We start from the raw sequence: 19,036 nt of genomic DNA on the forward strand, positions 1-19,036 counted from the left end.
CTGCCGATCTGCACCGCCCTGGCCACCAAGGCGCTCAAGACTTTCACTCAACTCTCGCTCGACGATGGCAGCGAACAACGCATCCTTGGATGAAAAGTGGCTGTAGAACGCGGCGCCACTCAAACCGATGGCTTTCATCAGGCCATCCACGCCCACCGTGGAAAACCCCGATTTCTTTGCCGACAGCGCGCTGCTTTGCAGCAATCGTTCGCGGGTTTCCGATTTGTGTCCGGCCGAATAACGCATGTCATCTCCTGAAGTAGATCGCCTTGACGCTGCCCGAATCCTAGCATAACGTTCGTTAACTAAACGATCGTTAACCCAAAGGGATTCACCCATGAATAACAAGAAGGTCGTGTTGGTTGTCGGGGCCGGTGATGCCACGGGCGGGGCCATTGCCAAGCGCTTTGCCAGTGAGGGATTTATAGCCTGTGTGACCCGGCGCAGCGCCGACAAATTGCAGCCTCTGGTTGACGCAATCATCGCTGATGGCGGTGAGGCCCATGGTTTTGCCTGCGATGCGCGCAAGGAAGAAGACGTCATCGCCTTGATCGAAGACATCGAAACCCGCGTCGGCCCGATTGAGGCCTTTGTCTTCAACATCGGCGCCAACGTGCCTTGCAGCATTCTCGAAGAAACCGCGCGCAAATATTTCAAGATCTGGGAGATGGCCTGCTTCTCCGGTTTTCTCAATGCCCGTGAAGTGGCCAAGCGCATGGTCACTCGGCAGCGCGGCACGATTCTGTTCACTGGTGCCACGGCCGGGCTGCGCGGTGCTTCTGGATTTGCCGCTTTCGCCGGAGCCAAACACGGCATCCGCGCACTGGCGCAAAGCATGGCGAGAGAGTTGGGGCCGATGAACATTCATGTCGCCCACGTCGTAGTTGATGGTGCGATCGATACCGACTTCATCCGCGACAGCTTTCCCGAGAAATACGCGACCAAGGATCAGGACGGCATTCTCGATCCAGGGCACATCGCTGAAAACTATTGGTATCTGCACAGTCAGCCACGGGATGCCTGGACCTTCGAGCTGGACCTGCGCCCATGGAACGAACGCTGGTAAGCCCTCCCCCCTCATTACAACAATAAGAGAGCGATTTGATCATGACGAAAACCGTGGAATTCTATTTCGACCTCGGCAGCCCCACCACCTATCTGGCGCACACCCAGCTAGCGAAAATCTGCGCCGATACCCAGAGCGAACTGATCTACATCCCGATGCTGTTGGGTGGCGTGTTCAAAGCCACCGGCAACGCTTCGCCGGCAATGATTCCGGCCAAGGGCCGCTACATGTTTCAGGACCTCGATCGCTTCGCCAAACGCTACGGCGTACAGCTCAGATTCAATCCGCACTTTCCAATCAACACGCTGATACTGATGCGTGCCGTCACTGGCTTGCAGATGCGCCAGCCGCAGCGTTTCGCCGAGTTCGTCGATTGCCTGTTCAAGGCGCTTTGGGTCGAAGGCCGTAACCTCAACGATCCGCAAACCGTTGCCGCCGTGCTGACTGAAAACGGCTTCGATCCCCAAGAGATAATCGCCCTGACCAACGATGAATCGGTAAAAGCCGCACTCAAGGAAAACACCGAAGCCGCGATCAAGCGCGGCGTTTTCGGTGCCCCCAGCATGTTCATTGGCGATCAGTTGTTCTTCGGTCAGGATCGACTCGACTTCGTAGAAGAGGCATTGCGCCAGGATTGAAGCCGAGACCCAAGGCACCGCGAGCGGCGCCTTGGGTAAATCGATCAAATGGCCACAGTGCGCTCGTTCAACCAGCTCAACGCCGCGCCATCCAGCAATGGACTCAGTCGCTCACGCACTTCGCAGTGGTAGTCGTTCAGCCACTGCTTTTCTTCGTGGGTCAACAGGTCAGCAATCAGGCAGCGGGTATCGATCGGGCACAGCGTCAGGGTTTCGAACTTGAGGAAGTCGCCGAATTCGCTGCTGCCGGCCTCGCGGTTCATCGCCAGGTTCTCGATGCGCACGCCCCAGCGGCCCGGGCGATAAGTGCCGGGTTCGATCGAGGTAATCATCCCCGGCTGCATCGCCGTCTGCGGTGCCGGTGCCGCTTGATAAGCGATCACTTGCGGACCTTCGTGAACGTTGAGGAAATAGCCCACGCCATGACCGGTGCCGTGACCGTAGTCGACGTTGTCAGCCCAGATCGGCGCACGAGCGATGGCGTCGAGCAGCGGCGACAGAATGCCTTTCGGGAATCGTGCCCGCGACAGCGCAATCACGCCTTTCAACACGCGCGTGCAATCCTGTTTCTGCTCCTGCGTCGGCGTACCCACCGGGACCATGCGCGTGATGTCTGTGGTACCGCCGAGGTATTGGCCACCGGAATCGATGAGCAACAGACCATCACCCTCGATCAGCGCATGCTCTTCTTCGGTAGCGTGATAGTGCGGCATCGCGCCATTGGCGTTGAACGCGGCAATCGTGTTGAAGCTCAGCGAAACGTAATCGGGACGACGTTCACGGGCAGCGGTAAGTTTCTCGTCGATGGTCAGTTCGGTGATGCGCTCGCGCCCCCACGCCGATTCCAGCCAGGCAAAGAATTCGCACAACGCCGCGCCATCCTGCTCCATGGCTTTGCGGATGTGCTGAGCGTCGGCTTCGTTTTTCTGCGATTTGGCCAACGTAGTCGGGTTGAGACCCTCGACCAGTTTCACGCCACTGTCCAGGTTATCCAGCAACCCCGTGGTCACTCGCGCCGGATCGACCAGCAGGCTCGCGCCGCTCGGCACAGCACGCAACGCATCGGCCACTTCGCTGTAGTCACGCAGCGTCACGCCATCCTGCTCCAGTACCGCGCGCAGATCGCCATCGACCTTGCTCAGCGCCACGAACAGCGTGGCCTGTTGCTGATTGATCAAGGCGAACGAAACAAACACCGGATTGAACGAAACATCACCGCCACGCAGGTTGAACAGCCAGGCGATGTCATCCAAGGTGGCGATGAAGTGCCAGTCGGCACCACGTTCTTGCAAGGTTTCGCGCAATTTCGCGAGTTTCTCGCCACGGCTGACGGTCGCTTGTGGCGGCAGATGCTGATAGATCGGCGCGTTCGGCAGGCTCGGGCGATCACGCCAGACTTCCTGCAACAGGTCGATATCGGTGCGCAGGCGAGCACCGCGTGCCTCAAGCTTGCTGCTCAGTGTGCGCGCCGAAGCCACCGCCATTACCGCACCATCCACCGCAACCACGCCGCCCTCGGGGGTATGCTCGGCCAGCCAGTCCAGCGGGCTCGGTTGCCCCGGTTGCAGCTTGACCAGTTCGATGCCGCTGCCGTTAAGCTCTTTCGTCGCCTGTTCCCAGTAACGACTGTCGGCCCACACACCGGCGAAATCCGCAGTGACGATCAGCGTACCGACCGAACCGTGAAAACCCGACAGCCATTGCCGGCCCTGCCAGTAACCCGGCAGGTATTCCGAAAGATGCGGGTCGGCGGACGGCACCAGCAGCGCATGGATACCTTCGCGGCGCATCAGTTCACGGGTATGCGCCAGGCGCTGAAGCACCGATCCTTCGGTCAAGGTGTGGGAACTCATCATGTCTCCTGCTAATCGCGTCATCGTTATTGTTCGTAGCCTTCGCGGCCATGGAAAGCGTCTGCTGTTTAGAGCCCTGTCGCCCAGAATGGCGGGGCACTGGCGCAGGCGGTTGTGATCAGGTCAACGGCCTTGTCGACATCCTCAACGGTGGTAAACCGCCCGAGGCTCAAGCGAATGGTGCGCCCCGCCAGCCGCGCATCGTGCCCGAGCGCGAGCAGCACGTGGGACGGCGCATTACTTGCGGAATTACACGCCGAGGTCGCGGAAAACGCGATCGAATGGCTCAATGCGGCGCTGTTGAACTCGCCCTCGCTGAAGGTCAGGCTCAGGGTGTGCGGAATACGTTGCGAGGCACTGCCATTGAGGCGCACGCCGGGCAACTTCAAAAGCTGTTCGAGCAAGCGTTCGCGTAAAGCGATGATGGATTTTTTCTCTTCATCGAATGCGTCGGCGGCCAAAGCGAAAGCAGCGCCCATCCCGGCAATCTGATGAGTCGCCAGGGTTCCGGAGCGCAGGCCACCTTCATGACCGCCGCCGTGGATCTGTGCCTGCAAGCGTTGCTGCGCCTGCGGGCCGACATACAAGGCGCCGATGCCTTTGGGACCGTAAAGTTTGTGTGCGGAAAACGACATCAGATCCACCGGCCAGCGGCTCAGATCGATCGCGACTTTGCCCGCGCCTTGCGCCGCATCAACATGAAACAACGCCTGCCGACTGCGCACCACTTCGCCAATCGCCTCGACATCGTTGACCGTGCCCAGCTCGTTGTTGACCAGCATCAGCGACACCAGAAAGGTGTCGTCACGCATCGCTTCGCTGACCGCTTGCGGCGTGATCAAGCCTTGGGCGTCCGGCACCAGATAGGTCACGGCAATGCCCGAGTCCTGCAATTGCCGAGCGGTGTCGAGAATGGCCTTGTGTTCGATCTGACTGGTAATGATATGGCCGCCGGAAATGCCACGGGCCTGGGCGACGCCTTTGAGGGCGAGGTTGTTGGATTCGGTGGCTCCGGAGGTCCAGACAATCTGCTCAGGCTGCGCGCCGACCAGATCGGCGACTTGCCGACGTGCCTGCTCGACCGTCTGCCGGGCCTGCTGGCCGAAAGCGTGGGAGCTGGACGCCGGGTTACCGAAGTTACCGTGAAAACCCAGACATTCGATCATCACCTGGATGACCCGCTCGTCCACCGGGGTGGTGGCGGCGTAATCGAAATACAACGGACGTGTGTTCATAAAGGACTCGCAGAGCGTGTTCCGGGATCAGGAGGCTCGTGTCTGCAAACGACGATGCACAGCCTCGTGAGCTGTGCATGGGTTCGAGAGCGTCATCAATACCTGATCGGATGCCGTTAAAGAAGTAGGGCTTCATTAAAAGTGCGTAGGAACGCTCCTGAAACCGAGCTTAACAGGCATCGGGCCGGCGATTGAAGCAATGCGTCAGTGAACTTTCCAGAAGTAACGGATACAACGAGATCACCAACAGCGCTGCCATGCCCCAATTGAACACGCGCAACCAGCGCGGATCTTTCAGCACATTGCGCAACAGCGTGCCGCACGCCGCCCACAGGCCGACACTGGGCAGATTGATGATGGCGAACACCGCCGCGATGATTACGACGTTATAGAAATAACCCTGCATCGGCGTGTACGTGCTGATGGCGCCGATGGCCATGATCCACGCCTTGGGATTGACCCACTGGAACGCCGCGGCGCCCAGATAGCTGATCGGTTTCGCCTCGCCGTGGGCACTGTCGCCGACCGGGCCGGAGTGGGCGATCTTCCACGCCAGATACAACAAATACGCCGCGCCGACATATCGCAGCACCGTATACAGAATCGGATAGGCCTGAAACACCGCGCCAAGGCCGAAGCCCACCGCTACCACCAATAAAAAGAAGCCGCAGCTGATGCCGAGCATATGCGGAATGGTGCGGTTGAAACCGAAATTCACTCCGGACGCCAGCAACATGGTGTTGTTCGGCCCCGGTGTGATCGAGGTGACAAGGGCAAACAGGGCAAAGCCCAACAGCAGATCAAGCGAGAGGTTCATCGAGGCAGTCCATCCAGGGTCATTCAGCTGTTGACCCTATCCCACACGGCCCGGCAAACCCACGGACAGTTAGGGAAAACTTCAAGCAGTACAGTTTGCTTTCAGCTCGGGCGACCGTGCAGCTGTACGGCACGTTCGGCGCTCATCTCACCCTGTTGATCGAAGCCGAAAGTCTTCTGCGGCTGGCCGAGCAACTGGGCTTTTTTCGCGTGGTATTCGTCGAATGACAAGCCGCTGCGGTTCAGCGCTTCCAGCGCCAGTTCGCGGGATTCTTCAGCGGTGTATGGGCGCAGCTCTGGCGAAACATGGCCGGCACAACCGGCGAGTACGGAAACAGCGAGCATCAGCGAAACAGTCAGTAAACGGTTCATGGGAGCGTCCTGGCGAGCAATGTGGGGTCGATGGAGAAAGGCTACGCCCGGGCACGCTCGCGCAGAAATCAACGCTCTCAATAGTGGCTATCAGGTTTGCGCTAATACTGGCTGACCGGCAAACGGCAGTGCAGCGCGTCGTCGTGGCTGCGGGCAATGCTGCTGTGCACCTGGAACGAATTGAAGGTCACGGTTTTCGCCCGATGGGTGCGGATCAATTGCCAGAAATCCTCCTCGCCGCTTTCGAAACTGCGAAAGGCCGCCTCCCCCGCTTCGCGACTTTGCCACTGCAAAAAGCTCAGCACGCGGCGGCCGTCGTCGCTGGCCTGCACGCTGGCGCTGAGAAACCCGTCGTAACGCTGGGCCAGCCCCTCGGTCTGCGTCGCCAGTGCCGAGACCAGCGCTGCTTGCTGGCGGGGTTCGATTTCAAATTCGATCAATTGGGTAAAGCTGCGATTGCTCATGGAAAGCCCCCACTCATCTTGAAGCGAGCCTTGCGACCCGAAGAGCTGCAGGGTAAAACCTCTAGTTAAGTCAAGGTCAAGAGCATTTTCAGCATGATCAGCAAAGACCAGGTGCACAAGCCTCTCACCGTGGGCGAGGTTGCGGCGCGCAGTGGCGTCGCAGTCACGGCGCTGCACTTTTATGAAGCCAAAGGTTTGATCAAGAGTGAACGCAATGCCGGCAACCAGCGCCGCTATCCGCGCGCCGTCCTGCGCCGGGTGGCGTTGATCAAAGTTGCGCAACGGCTGGGGATACCGCTGGCGGAAATCGGCGAAGCGCTGAAGATCCTGCCGCAGGATCGCGCGCCGTCGGCGGCGGACTGGAAAATGCTGTCTGAACAATGGCAGCGCGAGCTCGATGAACGGATCAGGCAATTGACGCTGATGCGCGATCAGCTCACCGGGTGCATCGGCTGCGGCTGTCTGTCCATGGAGGCGTGTCCGTTACGCAATAAAGGCGACATGCTCGGTGACCGAGGGCCAGGCCCGCACTTTCGCGATGAGTGATGACGCTGCTCGTCGGCGAACAATTTGCGCAGCAAGGACGGTTCTATAGTGATTGCTCCGGGTAAATCCGGTGTAACCACATCTGTTGAAAACAAAAACAGGGAGAACGTCATGAGCGTCAAACCCATTCCCGAGGGGTATCACAGCATTACCCCGTATCTCGGCATCCAACAGGCTGCCGAGGCCATCGAGTTCTACAAGAAAGCTTTCAATGCCAGCGAAGTCATGCGCCTGACCATGCCCGACGGCAACATCGGCCACGCCGAGCTGCGCATCGGCGACAGCGCGATCATGCTCGGCACGCCTTGCGACCAAGGGCCGTTGAGCAATCCACAGCAGGCGGTGTCGATCGGCTTGCACCTGTATGTCACCGATGTCGACCAGTCCTTTCAACAAGCGCTGGATGCCGGCGCGCAAAGCGTCTCCGAGGTCAAAGACCAGTTTTACGGTGACCGCAGCGGTACCTTGAGAGATCCGTTCGGCCATCTGTGGTTTCTCGCCACGCACAAGGAGGATCTGAGCGAAGAGCAGATTCGCCAGCGTGCGATGGAGATGTTCAGCCAAGGCTGAGGGCTTTTTGCCTCGGATCGACCGGCAAAAATGCACTGCCGATGTAATTGCGAAACATTTACTTTCATATCCGCTTTCGGGATTTTCTTCGCTCATCCGTCTTATAGGAATGCAGGCCGTTCGCGTAGGCAAAAGCCACGAACGGCCTCCCGGGGAGTTCCGTGCTGCGAAGCCCGTAGCCCGGCCCCTTCCACCGCAATCAAGACGCGCAATCATGTCGAAGAAATCCCGTTCCAAACTGTGGTTCCTGGTGCATAGCTGGCTGGCGTTGCCGATCTGGTTCTTTGTGTTGATCGTCTGTGTCACCGGCACGCTGGCGGTGGTCAGCCAGGAGATTGTCTGGCTGGCCAACCCGCAAATGCGCGCCAGTCAGCCGTCGGACGATGCGCCGCGACTGAGCTATGACCAGATTCTCGCCGCGATCAAACAGGCCGAGCCGCAAACCCTGGTACAGAGCATCAATCGTCCGGACGAGTCGCACTTTGCCCTCGATGTCGAAGTCAGCTACCCCGACGGGCGCTCGTTGACGGTCTATGTCAATCCGTACACCGGAGTCATTCAGGGCACCGCGCCGGCCTTCGATTTCAAGGCCTTTACCCGCGCCCTGCATGGCTGGTGGCTGGTGCCGTTCACCAATGGTTACAGCTGGGGCTGGTACCTGGTGTCGTTGCTCGGCGTGCCGATGCTGGTGTCGCTGATTACCGGGCTGGTGGTGTACAAGCGCTTCTGGAAAGGTTTCCTGCGCCCGACCCTGCGCGTGCGCCACGGCGCGCGGATTTTCTGGGGCGACTTTCATCGCCTGTGCGGCATCTGGTCGATCTGGTTCATCGCGGTGATTTCCATCACCGGCATCTGGTTCCTGATCAAGGCGATCCTGTTCGATAACCAGATTTCCATTTCCAGCGAGCCGATCATCCCGGCGATGTCCCGCGAAAGTGTGCCGATCTCGGCCGCCGGCACCCCGCCGCCGCGCATCAGCCTGGACCGCGCCATCGAAATCGCCCAGCAGAAGATTCCGGGCCTGGAAGCCAGCTACGTCAACCTGCCGGGCAATGCCTACTCGCACATGAGCGTCAGCGGCCGTGGCTGGTATCCGCTGATGTATCAGACCGCGACTCTCAACCCGTACAACGGCGAAATGGCCTCCTCACGGTTGCTGTCCGATCGGTCCTCGCTGGAATTCGTCACCGAGTCCATGCGCCCGTTGCACACCGGCGACTTCGGTGGGATCTGGATCAAGTTGATCTGGTTCTTCTTCGGTCTGTTGCTGAGCATGATGATCCTCAGCGGCCTGCTGATCTGGACCAAGCGCACCGCGTTGGCCACCGCCAATGCGCTGAAACGCGAAGACAAGAAAAACCGCATCAAGGCACAACCGGCGCTGCGCCGTGAACCTTCGGAGGCCAGCCTGTGAACAAAGCCATCTCGGTCACACCGCCCTCGCGCCTGTCGCGTTTCTGGCACAAGTGGCGCTTCCACATCAATGTCCTGCTGTTGCTGATCCCGCTGGGCTTCATGCCGAAATACTTTGCCGATGCCTCGCTGTTTCGCGGCGACAGTGGCCTGGGTCAACGGGAAATTGGCACGGTTCAGGTCGGCCCATGGAGCCTGCGCCTGGCCGAGTTACGCGAAGAGGCACCGCACCTGAGCGGACCGGCCGGCTATATGAAGGATTTCACTGCCGCCGTCTGCGATACCTGCGTCGAACAGGTCAAGGCCACTTACCTGCGCATCGGCAAGCCGCGCAGTCTGCGCGCCGCTGGCACGATCTTCTTCGGTACGCCTTATCGCATGGGCACGCAAATGCCGATCCCGGCAAAGACCAAACCTGACGCCGAGCTGTGGATCACCATGGAAGGCTGGGACGGCAGCATGCACCAGGCCGCGATTCCCCTGAGCCAAGCCTCCCCCGCCACGGTTGCGTGGCTGAACAAACAAGGAGCCAAACCATGACTCGCTCGCCCCTTCAGACCCGTTTGCTCGCCAGCGCCGCGCTGCTGCTGCTGAGCGCCGGTTTCAGCGCCAGCGCCCTGGCGCACAACCCGATGTGCGAATGCAAAGCCATCGATGCCGAACAGATCAAATGCACCGGCGGTTTTTCCGACGGCAGCGGCGCGCCGGGTGTGACCCTCGACGTGATCGGCTACGACGAAACCATTCTGGTGCCGGGCAAATTGGGTGATGACTCGACGCTGACGTTCAAGAAACCCGGCAGCGAGTTCTATGTGCTGTTCGATGCCGGCCCAGGCCACGTTGTGGAAATCGACCAGGCGGATATCGAAGCCCCATGAGTAGCCCGACGACGCAAGTGGTACGCCCGGCCGGCGCCGGTCATGAAACCCTCAATGTGCTGCTGTTGTGCCTGCTGATCCTCGCGGTCGCCGGCTCGGTGGTGGCGTGGCGCGGGGTTTCCCATGAACCGGAGCCGGTCGCCAGCAACCAGTACGACGCCCGCCGCGATCTCAGCGCCGCCGAGCAAGGCATCTATGCCGACCTGCGGGTAACTCTCGACGAAATCCGCTTGCTGCGCGAAGAGCAACAAGCCCTGCCGACACCAAAAATGCTGGCCGAAGAAGGCTTTGCGCCGTTCGCGCAGGACGCCAGTTCGGTCAGCCGTGGTGGTCACGCATGGCAAATGCTCGCCGAGCGCGCCTATTTCGGCCGCAGCGCAACGCCTGATGTCGCCGGTTCATTTCTGATGCGTGTCGGCACTGACGCCAACGCGGTGCCGGACATCTGGCTCAACCGTGGCGCCGATCCCGCCCCTGCTGAGGATCTGTCTGACGCCGCGCTGTCCGCCGCTGGCTGGAAACAGATCGTCGCGCAATTCGATGCCGGGGTTACCCGCGAACATCGCCATTGATTCCTCGCCTTTATCCGAGAGAAGACTGCTTGCCCATGCCCATTTCATCTCCTCGCCGTCCCTTGTTACGTCTGTTTCTGCTTGGCCTGTGCGCCTGCCTGCTGAGCCCGTTGGCCAGCGCCGAGCAAGGCAAACGCCTGCGTATCGGCATCACTCTGCATCCGTATTACAGCTACGTCGCCAACATCGTCGGCGACAAGGCCGAAGTGGTGCCGCTGATTCCTGCGGGCTTCAATCCGCACGCCTACGAACCGCGCGCCGAAGACATCAAGCGCATCAGCGGACTGGACGTGATCGTGCTCAACGGCGTCGGCCATGACGACTTCGCCGACCGGATGATCGCCGCCAGCGAAACACCCAACGTGAAAACCATCGAAGCCAACGAGAACGTGCCGCTGCTGGCGGCCACCGGTGTCGCTGCGCGCGGCGCCGGCAAAGTGGTCAATCCGCACACGTTCCTGTCGATCAGCGCTTCCATCGCCCAGGTCAACAACATCGCCCGCGAGCTGGGCAAGATCGATCCGGACAATGCCAAGACCTACACCCAGAACGCCCGCGCCTATGGCAAACGCCTGCGGCAGATGCGCGCCGACGCGTTGGCCAAACTGACCCAGGCACCGAACGCCGAACTGCGCGTGGCCACGGTGCACGCAGCTTACGACTATCTGTTGCGTGAATTCGGTCTGGAAGTGACAGCCGTGGTCGAGCCCGCCCACGGCATCGAGCCAAGCCCGAGCCAGCTGAAAAAAACCATCGATCAATTACGCGAACTCGACGTGAAAGTGATCTTCTCCGAGATGGATTTCCCTTCCAGCTACGTCGACACCATCCAGCGCGAATCCGGGGTGAAGCTGTACCCGCTGTCGCACATTTCCTACGGCGAATACACCGCCGACAAGTATGAAAAGGAAATGACCGGCAACCTCAACACCGTGGTTCGGGCGATTCAGGAGTCGGGGGCATGACGTCGAAAGAAACCTTGATCGCCGATCACGCTGAACCCCCTGTGGGAGCGAGCCTGCTCGCGAAGGCGCCGGATCAGCCAACATCTTCGTTGAATGACACACCGCATTCGCGAGCAGGCTCACTCCCACAGGGAAAAAACGGGCCGGCGCTGGAGTTTGCGGGTATCAGCCTGACCTTGGGGCGTACGACGATTCTCGACAAGGTCAGCTTCCAGGTGCAGCCCGGCAGCGTGCATGCGCTGGTCGGCCCCAACGGCGGTGGCAAGAGTTCGCTGATCAAGACCCTGCTCGGGCAGATGCCGCATCAGGGCCAGCTCAGCCTGCACTGGCCCGGCGAGCCTGGCACCATTGGTTACGTCCCGCAGGCGCTGGAGTTCGATCGCGGCCTGCCGATGACCGTCGACGATTTCATGGCCGCCATGTGTCAACGCCGCCCGGCCTTTCTCGGCTTGAGCAAACACTATGCCGGCGCCATCGGCGAAGCGCTGGAACGGGTCGGCATGCAGGACAAGCGCAAGCGGCGCATGGGCGCGCTGTCCGGCGGCGAGCGGCAGCGGGTGCTGCTCGCGCAGGGCTTGATTCCGGCGCCGCAACTGCTGGTGCTCGACGAGCCGATGTCGGCCCTCGATGAGGCCGGGATCCAAGTGTTCGAACGTCTGCTGACTGACTGGCGCGCGGCGGGCATCACGGTGTTGTGGATCGAACATGACCTGGAAGCGGTAGGTCGGCTGGCCGATCGGGTTACCGGTCTCAACCGCCGCGTGCTGTTCGATGCCACACCGCAACAGGCGCTGACTCCGGAACGTCTGCTGACGCTGTTTTCCACCCATCCACGGAGCGCGGTCTGATGAGCTACGAAGCCTTTCGTTTGATGGTCCAGGGTTGGGCATCGTCAGGTTATCTGCCCGAGGCGCTGGCCTACGGTTTTGTGGTCAATGCGCTGCTCGCCGGCCTGCTGATCGGCCCGGTGCTGGGCGGGCTCGGCACGCTGGTGGTGGTCAAGCGCTTCGCGTTCTTTTCCGAAGCAGTCGGCCATGCCGCGTTGACCGGTGTCGCCATCGGCATCCTGCTCGGCGAACCCTACACCGGCCCGTACGGCAGTCTGTTCGGCTACTGCCTGCTGTTCGGCATCCTGCTCAACTACCTGCGCAACCGCACCGGGCTGGCACCGGATACGCTGATCGGCGTGTTTCTCTCGGTGTCACTGGCCCTGGGCGCGAGCCTGCTGCTGATTCTCGCCGGCAAGATCAACGTGCACATTCTGGAAAACGTGCTGTTCGGTTCGGTGTTGACCGTCAACGGCAATGATCTGGCGGTGCTGGCCATCGTCGGTTCGCTGGTCATGGCCCTCGCCCTGCCGCTGTACAACCGCATCATGCTCGCCAGTTTCAATCCGCAACTGGCGGCGGTGCGTGGCGTAGCGGTGAAGACCCTGGATTACCTGTTCGTGATCCTGGTGACCTTGATCACCGTCGCGGCAGTGAAGGTGATTGGCGCGATTCTGGTCGGTGCCTTGCTGGTGATTCCGGCGGCAGCGGCGCGCTTGCTCAGTCAGTCGCTGAAAGGGTTTTTCTGGTGCTCGGTGCTGATCGCTACCGTCAGCACCCTGTGCGGGATTCTTGCGCCAATCGTGTTCGACCTGCCGATCCCGTCCGGCGCTGCGATCATTCTGGTCGCCGGCATCGCTTTCGCCCTCGCCGCCATTGCGCGCGGCGTCGTCCCCAGCCTGAAAGGGAACCTTGGATAAATGGCTTTTTCATTGCGTAACCTGACTCTGGCCATGGCCCTGTGTGGCGTGGTCTGCACTCCGTTGATGGCGGCTGAAACTGCGAAACCGGTGCGCGTTCTGGCCTCGTTACCGATCACCTATGGATTGGGCGAAGCATTGCTCAAGGGCACGAACGTCAACCTCGAACGTGCGGCGCCGGCCAACCTTCCGGGTAGCCGTCAGACTGCGTATTTCACCGGCCGTGGCGCTCCGGCGCTGAGCAAACTGGCCACCGACGCGGACGCGGTAATCGGTCTGCGTTCGCTGTGGGCCGATGATCCGCTGTACCCGATCGCGCGGCGCAGCAATATCCGTATCGTCGAAGTCGACGCTGCGCGCCCGGTCGACGGCGCCCTGCCCGGCATCGCCGTGCAGCCGGGCCTGCAGGTTGATGGCCTGAACAGTCAGCCATGGCTGGCGAGCAACAACATGGGGCGCATGGCCGATGTGACGGCCGCAGACCTGGTGCGCTTGGCGCCGAGCGCCAAGCCTGCAATCGAAGCCAACCTGGCGGCGTTGAAACAGCGTTTGCTGAAACTCAGCGCGGACACCGAAGCGCGTCTGGCCGAAGCGGACAACCTGAGCGTGATGAGCCTGAGCGATCACTTCGGCTATCTGATTGGCAGCCTCAACCTTGAACTGGCCGGACAGGATGCGCGTCCCGATGCCGATTGGACGCCAGAGGAGTTGAAGAAGCTGACAGCGACGCTCAAGGACAATGACGTGGCGGTGGTGCTGCACCATCGCCAGCCAGCGGAGCCGGTGAAAGCAGCGATTGCCGAATCCGGCAGCCGCCTGGTGGTGTTGAGTACCGATGCGGCGGATCCGCTGGCGGAGCTGGAGGGGAATGTGGATTTGTTGCTCAAGGGGTTGAGCGGAGCGTAGTTTGAATAAGTCCGCGTAATCGTTCTTCGCGAGCAGGCTCGCTCCCACAGTTGAAATGCGATCCCCTGTGGGAGCGAGCCTGCTCGCGAAAAGGCCCGCGCCCACAACGTCACTCTCCAGACATGAAAAAACCCGCTGACCATCACTGGCCCAGCGGGTTTCTTTTGCCCGGTCGCTTATTGCGCCGCGACTTGCGCATCCATCTTCTGGCGCAGGCTCAATGGGCGCATGTCGGTCCAGACTTCTTCGATATAGGCCAGGCATTCCTTTTTCAGGCCGCTCTTGCCCACGGTGCGCCAGCCTTGGGGCACGGCTTTGTAATCGGGCCAGATCGAGTATTGCTCTTCGTGGTTGACCACGACCTGAAAGAGGATGTCCTCGCGGTCGAATACTGACGTCATGCTGGTTCTCCATCGTTGTAAGGTCGGCTGCACAAAGAATGCAGCCGGGTATGTAGAAAGAACGTTCGCCGCGCGGAAAAATTTACAGCGCGGCGGTGGCAGCGGCCAATGCGCGACCGAAGATCTCGGCCACCCGATCGATTTCCGCGGCAGTGATCACCAGCGGCGGCAGGAAGCGCACCACTGCGCCATGGCGGCCGCCCAGTTCCAGAATCAGGCCACGCTTGAGGCATTCACGCTGTACCAGCGGCGCCAGACGCGCAAACGCTGGCGGATGACCGAGCGCGTCGGGCGCGCTGTTCGGGTCCACCAGTTCGACGCCGAGCATCAGGCCGCGACCACGAATATCGCCCATCTGCGGGAAGTCGCGTTGCAGGATGTGCAGATGCTCGCTGAGTCGATCACCCATGGCGGCGGCGTGCTCGCAAACCTTGTGCTCCACCAGATAGCGCATCACCGCTGAACCGGCGGCCATGGCCATCTGATTGCCACGGAACGTGCCGGCATGGGCGCCGGGTTGCCAGGTGTCGAGCCAGTCGCGGTAAACCACCACCGCCAACGGCAGGCTGCCGCCGATGGCTTTGGACAGTACAACCACATCCGGAACGATGCCCGCGTGTTCAAAGGCAAACATCTTGCCGGTACGGGCGAAACCGCTCTGGATCTCATCAACGATCAACGCCACACCGGCCTTTTCGGTGATCCGGCGCAAGCCGCGCAACCACTCGACATCCGCTGGTATCACGCCGCCCTCGCCCTGCACCGCCTCGACAATCACCGCCGCCGGCAATTGCACACCTGCCTCAGGATCGTTGAGCAGATTTTCCAGGTAGCTCAGATTGGCGTTGACGCCCGCCGCGCCACCGAGACCGAACGGGCAACGGTAATCGTAGGGAAAAGGCATGAACTGCACGCCGTTGCTGAGCAACGCACCCAATGGTTTTTTCGGCCCCAGGCTGCCCATCAGGCTCAACGCACCTTGGCTCATGCCGTGATAACCGCCGGAAAATGACAGCACGGTGCTGCGCCCGGTTGCGGTGCGCACCAGTTTCAGCGCTGCTTCCACGGCGTCGGTGCCGGTCGGGCCACAGAACTGGATCTTCGCTTGCGCCGCCAGTTCTGTCGGCAGCAGGCCGAACAGGTCCTGGACGAATTGATCCTTGACCGGCGTAGTCAGGTCGAGGGTGTGCAGCGGCAACTCATCGGCCAGCACCTGCTGGATCGCCTCGATCACCACCGGGTGGTTATGCCCCAGCGCCAGCGTGCCGGCTCCAGCCAGGCAGTCGATGAATGTACGTCCTTCAACATCCTCGACATACAAGCCCTTGGCACGCTTGAGCGCCAAGGGAATACGCCGAGGATAACTGCGCGCGTTGGACTCCTGCCGGCTCTGCCGCGCCAACAACGGTGATTCGTTGAATTCGAACAACGTTTCCGCCGGCGCCGAGGCGACCCGGGCCGACGACGCTTCGATAAGACTGGTGGCGACTGACATCTCTCGACCCCTCAATTCGCTATGGATAGTGACCAGAACAGCACACCGACAGGTGCGCGTTCCGGTCGCGGGGCGCACTTGCAGGTTTTCCTGTTCTGGAAACGCTTCAGCGCGGTGCGGATTTACACCCTTGATCAAGTTGTCAGGCCGATAAGGACAAAGGTTTGTGCAACGGCACGGTTTGCAAGCCGTCGCAGATGCCAGATGGCGCCGCTTGTTGATAACCCAGATGCCGATAGAACGGCTCGGCGGTGCGCGTGCTGTTGAGGTGAACATGCTGCGCACCGCGAATGCGCAACCAGCCTTCAAGATTCTGCATCAGCGCCCGTCCGACACCGCGGCGGAAGGATTCCGGTTGCACGTAACACAGGGAAATCTCGCCGCTGGCCTGGGCCATGCCGACACCGACGGGTTTGTCCGCCAGTAAAGCCAAGCATAAATGGAAGTGGGGATGAGCGAGCCGGGCGCTGATGAAGTCAGCGGATTGCTGAGCGATCCAGGTGCCGACCCGTGGCGGATCGTTGCGGTGGTCGAGCGCGCAACCGATGCGGATGGAACGCTCGATGATGCGGCTGATGATGCCAGCGTCGGCCAATCGGGCCGGACGAATGCAGATGGGTGCTTCCATGGCGCAGTTCCCTCAATCCATTGAGTCAAAGCTGCGTTGACCTTAGCCCCGCCACTGGCGGATAGCGAACGCCAAGAAGTTACATTTGATGTGGCAGAACATGTTCTTTTGTGGGAGCGAGCCTGCTCGCGAAAGCGTCAGGCCAGTCAACGTCCATATTGGATGACTTACCGCATTCGCGAGCAGGCTCGCTCCCACAGGGGATCCGAGGTGAGATCAGAGGGTTTGCAACGGCATGGTCAGTTCCACCCGCAAGCCATCCGGGCGGCTGTCGAAATGCAGGGCGCAGTCACAGCGCTGAACAATCGCCTGGACAATCGCCAGACCCAGCCCGCAACCGGTGCTCTGCCCGTTGCGCCAGAAGCGCTGGGTCAGATGCTGCAAGTCATCCGGCGCAATGCCCGGGCCATGGTCACGCACGACAAAACGCACGCGATTGCCGATGTTTTCCAAATGGACTTCGACCGCACAATCTTCAGGCGTATGGCGCAGGGCGTTGTCGAGCAGGTTGCGCAATGCAGCAATCGCCAGCACGGCAGGCATTTGCAGCGGTGCGGCGGACAGGTCGTCCGGCACGTGCAGTTTGATCCGCAGCCGTTCACCGCCGGTGGCGTCCTGGATCGCCAGTCGGGCCACTTGCTCGGCGCTGCATTGCGAGCCGTCATCGAACGACAGGCTGCCTTCGACCCGCGCCAGCAGCAGCAACTGTTCAAGGGTGCGGTGCAAGCGATCGGCGCCCTCCTCGGCGCGGGCCAGCGATTGATCGCGGGCACTGCCATCGGTCATGCGCGCGACTTGCAGGTGGGTCTTGATCGCCGTCAGCGGACTGCGCAGTTCATGCGCGGCGTCACCGGTCAAGCGACGTTCACGCTCGATGGTCTTGCCGATGCGCTGGAACAATTGATTCTGGGTTTCCAGCAACGGCTTCAATTCGCTGGGAAACGCCTGCAACTGCAATGGCTCAAGGGAATCGGCATTGCGCCGCATCAGCGCCTCGCGCAGACGATTGAGTGGAGCCAGACCCTGACCGATGCCCAGCCACAACAAACACAGGCACCCCAGCAAGGCCACGCCGACCGGCACCGAAGCCGCGAGCAGAATCGACATGTTCAAGGCTTCGCGCTCGATCTGCCGATCCGCCGTAGTGATGCGCACATCGCCCCGGGCCAGGGTGAAACTGCGCCACGGGGCGCCGTCGATCATTTGATCGTGGAAGCCCATTTTCTCGGCTTCCAGCGCTTGCTCGGGGTTGTTGTGGCTTCGCGCGAGAATCTCGCCGCGCAATGAACTGACCTGACAGGCCATGCCGCCGGGAATGTTCAGCTGTTCAGCACTGAAGTGAGTGCCCTCGCCCTTGCTCGGCAGCGTCGGCAATTGCTCGAGCAAGCCGGCGACCATGCGCGCGGAGGCAACCAGACGCTGGTCGAGAGAAAACATCATCTGATTGCGCAGATCGCTGAGCATCCACGCCGCCGCCAGCGCCCAGATCAGCGCGAAGGCGGCGCCGAGCGTCAGACTCAGCCGCAGGCGCAGACTCATCACTTGCCTTGCTCTCCGCCATCGGCAGGCCCGAGGCGATAGCCCAGACCACGCACGGTTTCGACGATGCCTTTGCCAAGCTTGCTCCGTAGGTGATGGATATGCACGTTCAGTGCGTTGCTTTCCAGTTCGTCGTTGAAGCCGTAGACGCTGTCCTTCAGTTGCTCGGTGGACAGCACTCGGCCGCGATTGTGCAGTAGCGCCTGCAACAGCGACTGCTCGCGGCGCGACAGGTCCACCGGTTGCCCGGCGAGGCGGGTTTCGCGGCTACTCGGGTCGTAAGTAAGCGCGCCATGCTCGATCAGATTGACGCTGCGCCCGGCCACTCGGCGCAACAGGGTTTGCAGGCGAGCGAACAGTTCGCGCAGGTCGAAAGGCTTGAGCAGGTAGTCGTCGGCGCCAGCCTGCAGACCGTCGACACGATCGGTCACCGAATCGCGCGCGGTGAGGATCAACACGGGGATTTCCAGGCCGCTTTGCCGTAACTGTTGCAGCAACTTGAGGCCATCTTCGTCGGGCAGGCCGAGATCGAGCACCATCACGTCGAATTCGGCGACCTTGAGCATCGCCCGCGCCTTCGACGCGGTGTTGACGTGCTCGACGGTCAGGCCCTGTGCCGTGAGCCCGGCGACGATGCCGCTGGCGATCAGCTCATCGTCTTCGCAAACCAGTACGTGCATAGGGGCTCCGGAAATAAAAAGGCGAGTGAAGCAGGCAAGGATTAAGGGGCAATTATGGCGGCACACGTCGACTTCGCAAAGCTGCACGGGAATGCAGTCAGGTTGGCGCAGCCCAGCAACCGACGCGAGCACGCCAAGCAAACTTATTACCCCGTTACCCATCCGAAAACAATTTCAGCCTTTATCGTCAACGCAACTTCATCTAGTTTCGACTGGCAACTTCAACCCCACACTTAAATGGATGACGTTTAA

Annotated in this window: 23 protein-coding genes and 1 pseudogene (1 of these 24 running past the window's edge); 13 read left to right on the forward strand and 11 right to left on the reverse strand. The window is 60.9% G+C overall.

Features of this window, described 5'->3' with window-relative positions:
- Positions 1-246, reverse strand: the 5' end (the start) of a protein-coding gene (locus HU724_RS19630; RefSeq protein WP_071173071.1) for a TetR/AcrR family transcriptional regulator. Its footprint begins 324 nt before the window's first position; 246 of the gene's 570 nt are visible here — the first part of the coding sequence; the start codon lies at positions 244-246; its stop codon lies off the left edge, out of view.
- Positions 247-337: 91 nt separating this feature from the next.
- Between HU724_RS19630 and HU724_RS19635 the strand changes: the two genes are divergently transcribed.
- Both HU724_RS19635 and HU724_RS19640 read left to right on the forward strand, forming a co-directional pair.
- Entirely contained in the window at positions 338-1,066 is a 729-nt protein-coding gene (locus HU724_RS19635; protein ID WP_130887934.1) for an SDR family oxidoreductase, read from the forward strand.
- Between the two features lie 41 nt (positions 1,067-1,107).
- A complete protein-coding gene (locus HU724_RS19640; protein ID WP_186567943.1) occupies positions 1,108-1,704 on the forward strand; it encodes a 2-hydroxychromene-2-carboxylate isomerase in 597 nt (198 codons plus the stop codon).
- A gap of 44 nt (positions 1,705-1,748) precedes the next feature.
- Here the strand turns inward: HU724_RS19640 and HU724_RS19645 are convergent, their stop codons facing one another.
- The 5 genes from HU724_RS19645 to HU724_RS19665 form a co-directional block, all read right to left on the reverse strand.
- On the reverse strand, positions 1,749-3,557 hold the full coding sequence (locus HU724_RS19645) for an aminopeptidase P family protein (protein WP_186567942.1): 1,809 nt from the start codon (positions 3,555-3,557) through the stop codon (positions 1,749-1,751).
- A 68-nt stretch (positions 3,558-3,625) separates the two neighbouring features.
- A complete protein-coding gene (locus HU724_RS19650; protein ID WP_186567940.1) occupies positions 3,626-4,792 on the reverse strand; it encodes an aminotransferase class V-fold PLP-dependent enzyme in 1,167 nt (388 codons plus the stop codon).
- A gap of 169 nt (positions 4,793-4,961) precedes the next feature.
- A complete protein-coding gene (locus HU724_RS19655; protein ID WP_186567938.1) occupies positions 4,962-5,609 on the reverse strand; it encodes a LysE family translocator in 648 nt (215 codons plus the stop codon).
- Positions 5,610-5,710: 101 nt separating this feature from the next.
- Complete coding sequence (locus HU724_RS19660; RefSeq protein ID WP_123419085.1) at positions 5,711-5,980, reverse strand: hypothetical protein; 270 nt, start codon at positions 5,978-5,980, stop codon at positions 5,711-5,713.
- Positions 5,981-6,081: 101 nt separating this feature from the next.
- A complete protein-coding gene (locus tag HU724_RS19665) occupies positions 6,082-6,444 on the reverse strand; it encodes an antibiotic biosynthesis monooxygenase (protein WP_016770724.1) in 363 nt (120 codons plus the stop codon).
- Between the two features lie 93 nt (positions 6,445-6,537).
- Between HU724_RS19665 and soxR the strand changes: the two genes are divergently transcribed.
- The 10 genes from soxR to HU724_RS19715 all read left to right on the forward strand — a co-directional run bounded on the left by soxR (position 6,538) and on the right by HU724_RS19715 (position 14,041).
- On the forward strand, positions 6,538-6,990 hold the full coding sequence (gene soxR / locus HU724_RS19670; RefSeq protein ID WP_056788635.1) for a redox-sensitive transcriptional activator SoxR: 453 nt from the start codon (positions 6,538-6,540) through the stop codon (positions 6,988-6,990).
- Between the two features lie 111 nt (positions 6,991-7,101).
- The gene (locus tag HU724_RS19675) at positions 7,102-7,560 is read left to right on the forward strand and encodes a VOC family protein (protein WP_095182163.1); all 459 of its coding nucleotides are present in this window, start codon (positions 7,102-7,104) and stop codon (positions 7,558-7,560) included.
- 214 nt (positions 7,561-7,774) lie between these two features.
- A complete protein-coding gene (locus HU724_RS19680) occupies positions 7,775-8,974 on the forward strand; it encodes a PepSY-associated TM helix domain-containing protein (RefSeq protein WP_133339317.1) in 1,200 nt (399 codons plus the stop codon).
- A complete protein-coding gene (locus tag HU724_RS19685) occupies positions 8,971-9,513 on the forward strand; it encodes a PA2404 family protein (protein WP_064361579.1) in 543 nt (180 codons plus the stop codon). Before HU724_RS19680 ends, HU724_RS19685 begins: the two co-directional genes overlap by 4 nt.
- A complete protein-coding gene (locus tag HU724_RS19690) occupies positions 9,510-9,851 on the forward strand; it encodes a hypothetical protein (protein WP_186567936.1) in 342 nt (113 codons plus the stop codon). The genes HU724_RS19685 and HU724_RS19690 overlap by 4 nt, the downstream gene beginning before the upstream one ends.
- Positions 9,848-10,423 carry a DUF6162 family protein gene (locus tag HU724_RS19695; RefSeq protein WP_186567934.1) on the forward strand — a complete coding sequence of 192 codons (576 nt, stop codon included), beginning with the start codon at positions 9,848-9,850 and terminating at the stop codon, positions 10,421-10,423. The genes HU724_RS19690 and HU724_RS19695 overlap by 4 nt, the downstream gene beginning before the upstream one ends.
- 35 nt (positions 10,424-10,458) lie before the next feature.
- Positions 10,459-11,388, forward strand: a complete 930-nt coding sequence (locus tag HU724_RS19700) for a metal ABC transporter substrate-binding protein (protein WP_186567932.1) — start codon at positions 10,459-10,461, stop codon at positions 11,386-11,388.
- On the forward strand, positions 11,385-12,236 hold the full coding sequence (locus tag HU724_RS19705; RefSeq protein ID WP_225927637.1) for a metal ABC transporter ATP-binding protein: 852 nt from the start codon (positions 11,385-11,387) through the stop codon (positions 12,234-12,236). Before HU724_RS19700 ends, HU724_RS19705 begins: the two co-directional genes overlap by 4 nt.
- A complete protein-coding gene (locus tag HU724_RS19710; RefSeq protein ID WP_007917717.1) occupies positions 12,236-13,135 on the forward strand; it encodes a metal ABC transporter permease in 900 nt (299 codons plus the stop codon). The genes HU724_RS19705 and HU724_RS19710 overlap by 1 nt, the downstream gene beginning before the upstream one ends.
- Positions 13,136-14,041 (forward strand): metal ABC transporter substrate-binding protein, encoded by a 906-nt coding sequence (locus tag HU724_RS19715; protein ID WP_186567930.1) that lies wholly within the window; start codon positions 13,136-13,138, stop codon positions 14,039-14,041.
- A 176-nt stretch (positions 14,042-14,217) separates the two neighbouring features.
- On the opposite strand, the gene HU724_RS19720 is transcribed toward HU724_RS19715, so the two are convergent.
- From HU724_RS19720 to HU724_RS19730, 3 genes are all read right to left on the reverse strand, one after another.
- Positions 14,218-14,442, reverse strand: a complete 225-nt coding sequence (locus HU724_RS19720; protein WP_016770808.1) for an MbtH family protein — start codon at positions 14,440-14,442, stop codon at positions 14,218-14,220.
- Positions 14,443-14,524: 82 nt separating this feature from the next.
- Positions 14,525-15,937 (reverse strand): aspartate aminotransferase family protein, encoded by a 1,413-nt coding sequence (locus tag HU724_RS19725; RefSeq protein WP_186567928.1) that lies wholly within the window; start codon positions 15,935-15,937, stop codon positions 14,525-14,527.
- A 142-nt stretch (positions 15,938-16,079) separates the two neighbouring features.
- Positions 16,080-16,565: a GNAT family N-acetyltransferase gene (locus HU724_RS19730; protein WP_186567926.1), complete on the reverse strand. Its 486-nt coding sequence runs from the start codon at positions 16,563-16,565 to the stop codon at positions 16,080-16,082.
- A gap of 110 nt (positions 16,566-16,675) precedes the next feature.
- On the opposite strand from HU724_RS19730, the pseudogene HU724_RS27655 reads away from it, so the two are divergent.
- Positions 16,676-16,765: pseudogene (locus tag HU724_RS27655) on the forward strand (metal ABC transporter ATP-binding protein); the annotation flags it as partial.
- Between the two features lie 16 nt (positions 16,766-16,781).
- On the opposite strand, the gene HU724_RS19735 reads toward HU724_RS27655, so the two are convergent.
- Both HU724_RS19735 and HU724_RS19740 read right to left on the reverse strand, forming a co-directional pair.
- Positions 16,782-18,104: an ATP-binding protein gene (locus HU724_RS19735; protein WP_038860405.1), complete on the reverse strand. Its 1,323-nt coding sequence runs from the start codon at positions 18,102-18,104 to the stop codon at positions 16,782-16,784.
- Positions 18,104-18,784: a response regulator gene (locus tag HU724_RS19740; protein WP_042607836.1), complete on the reverse strand. Its 681-nt coding sequence runs from the start codon at positions 18,782-18,784 to the stop codon at positions 18,104-18,106. Before HU724_RS19740 ends, HU724_RS19735 begins: the two co-directional genes overlap by 1 nt.
- Positions 18,785-19,036 lie beyond the last annotated feature (252 nt).

This window comes from Pseudomonas iranensis (assembly GCF_014268585.2).
In the GTDB taxonomy this organism is placed as follows: domain Bacteria; phylum Pseudomonadota; class Gammaproteobacteria; order Pseudomonadales; family Pseudomonadaceae; genus Aquipseudomonas; species Aquipseudomonas iranensis.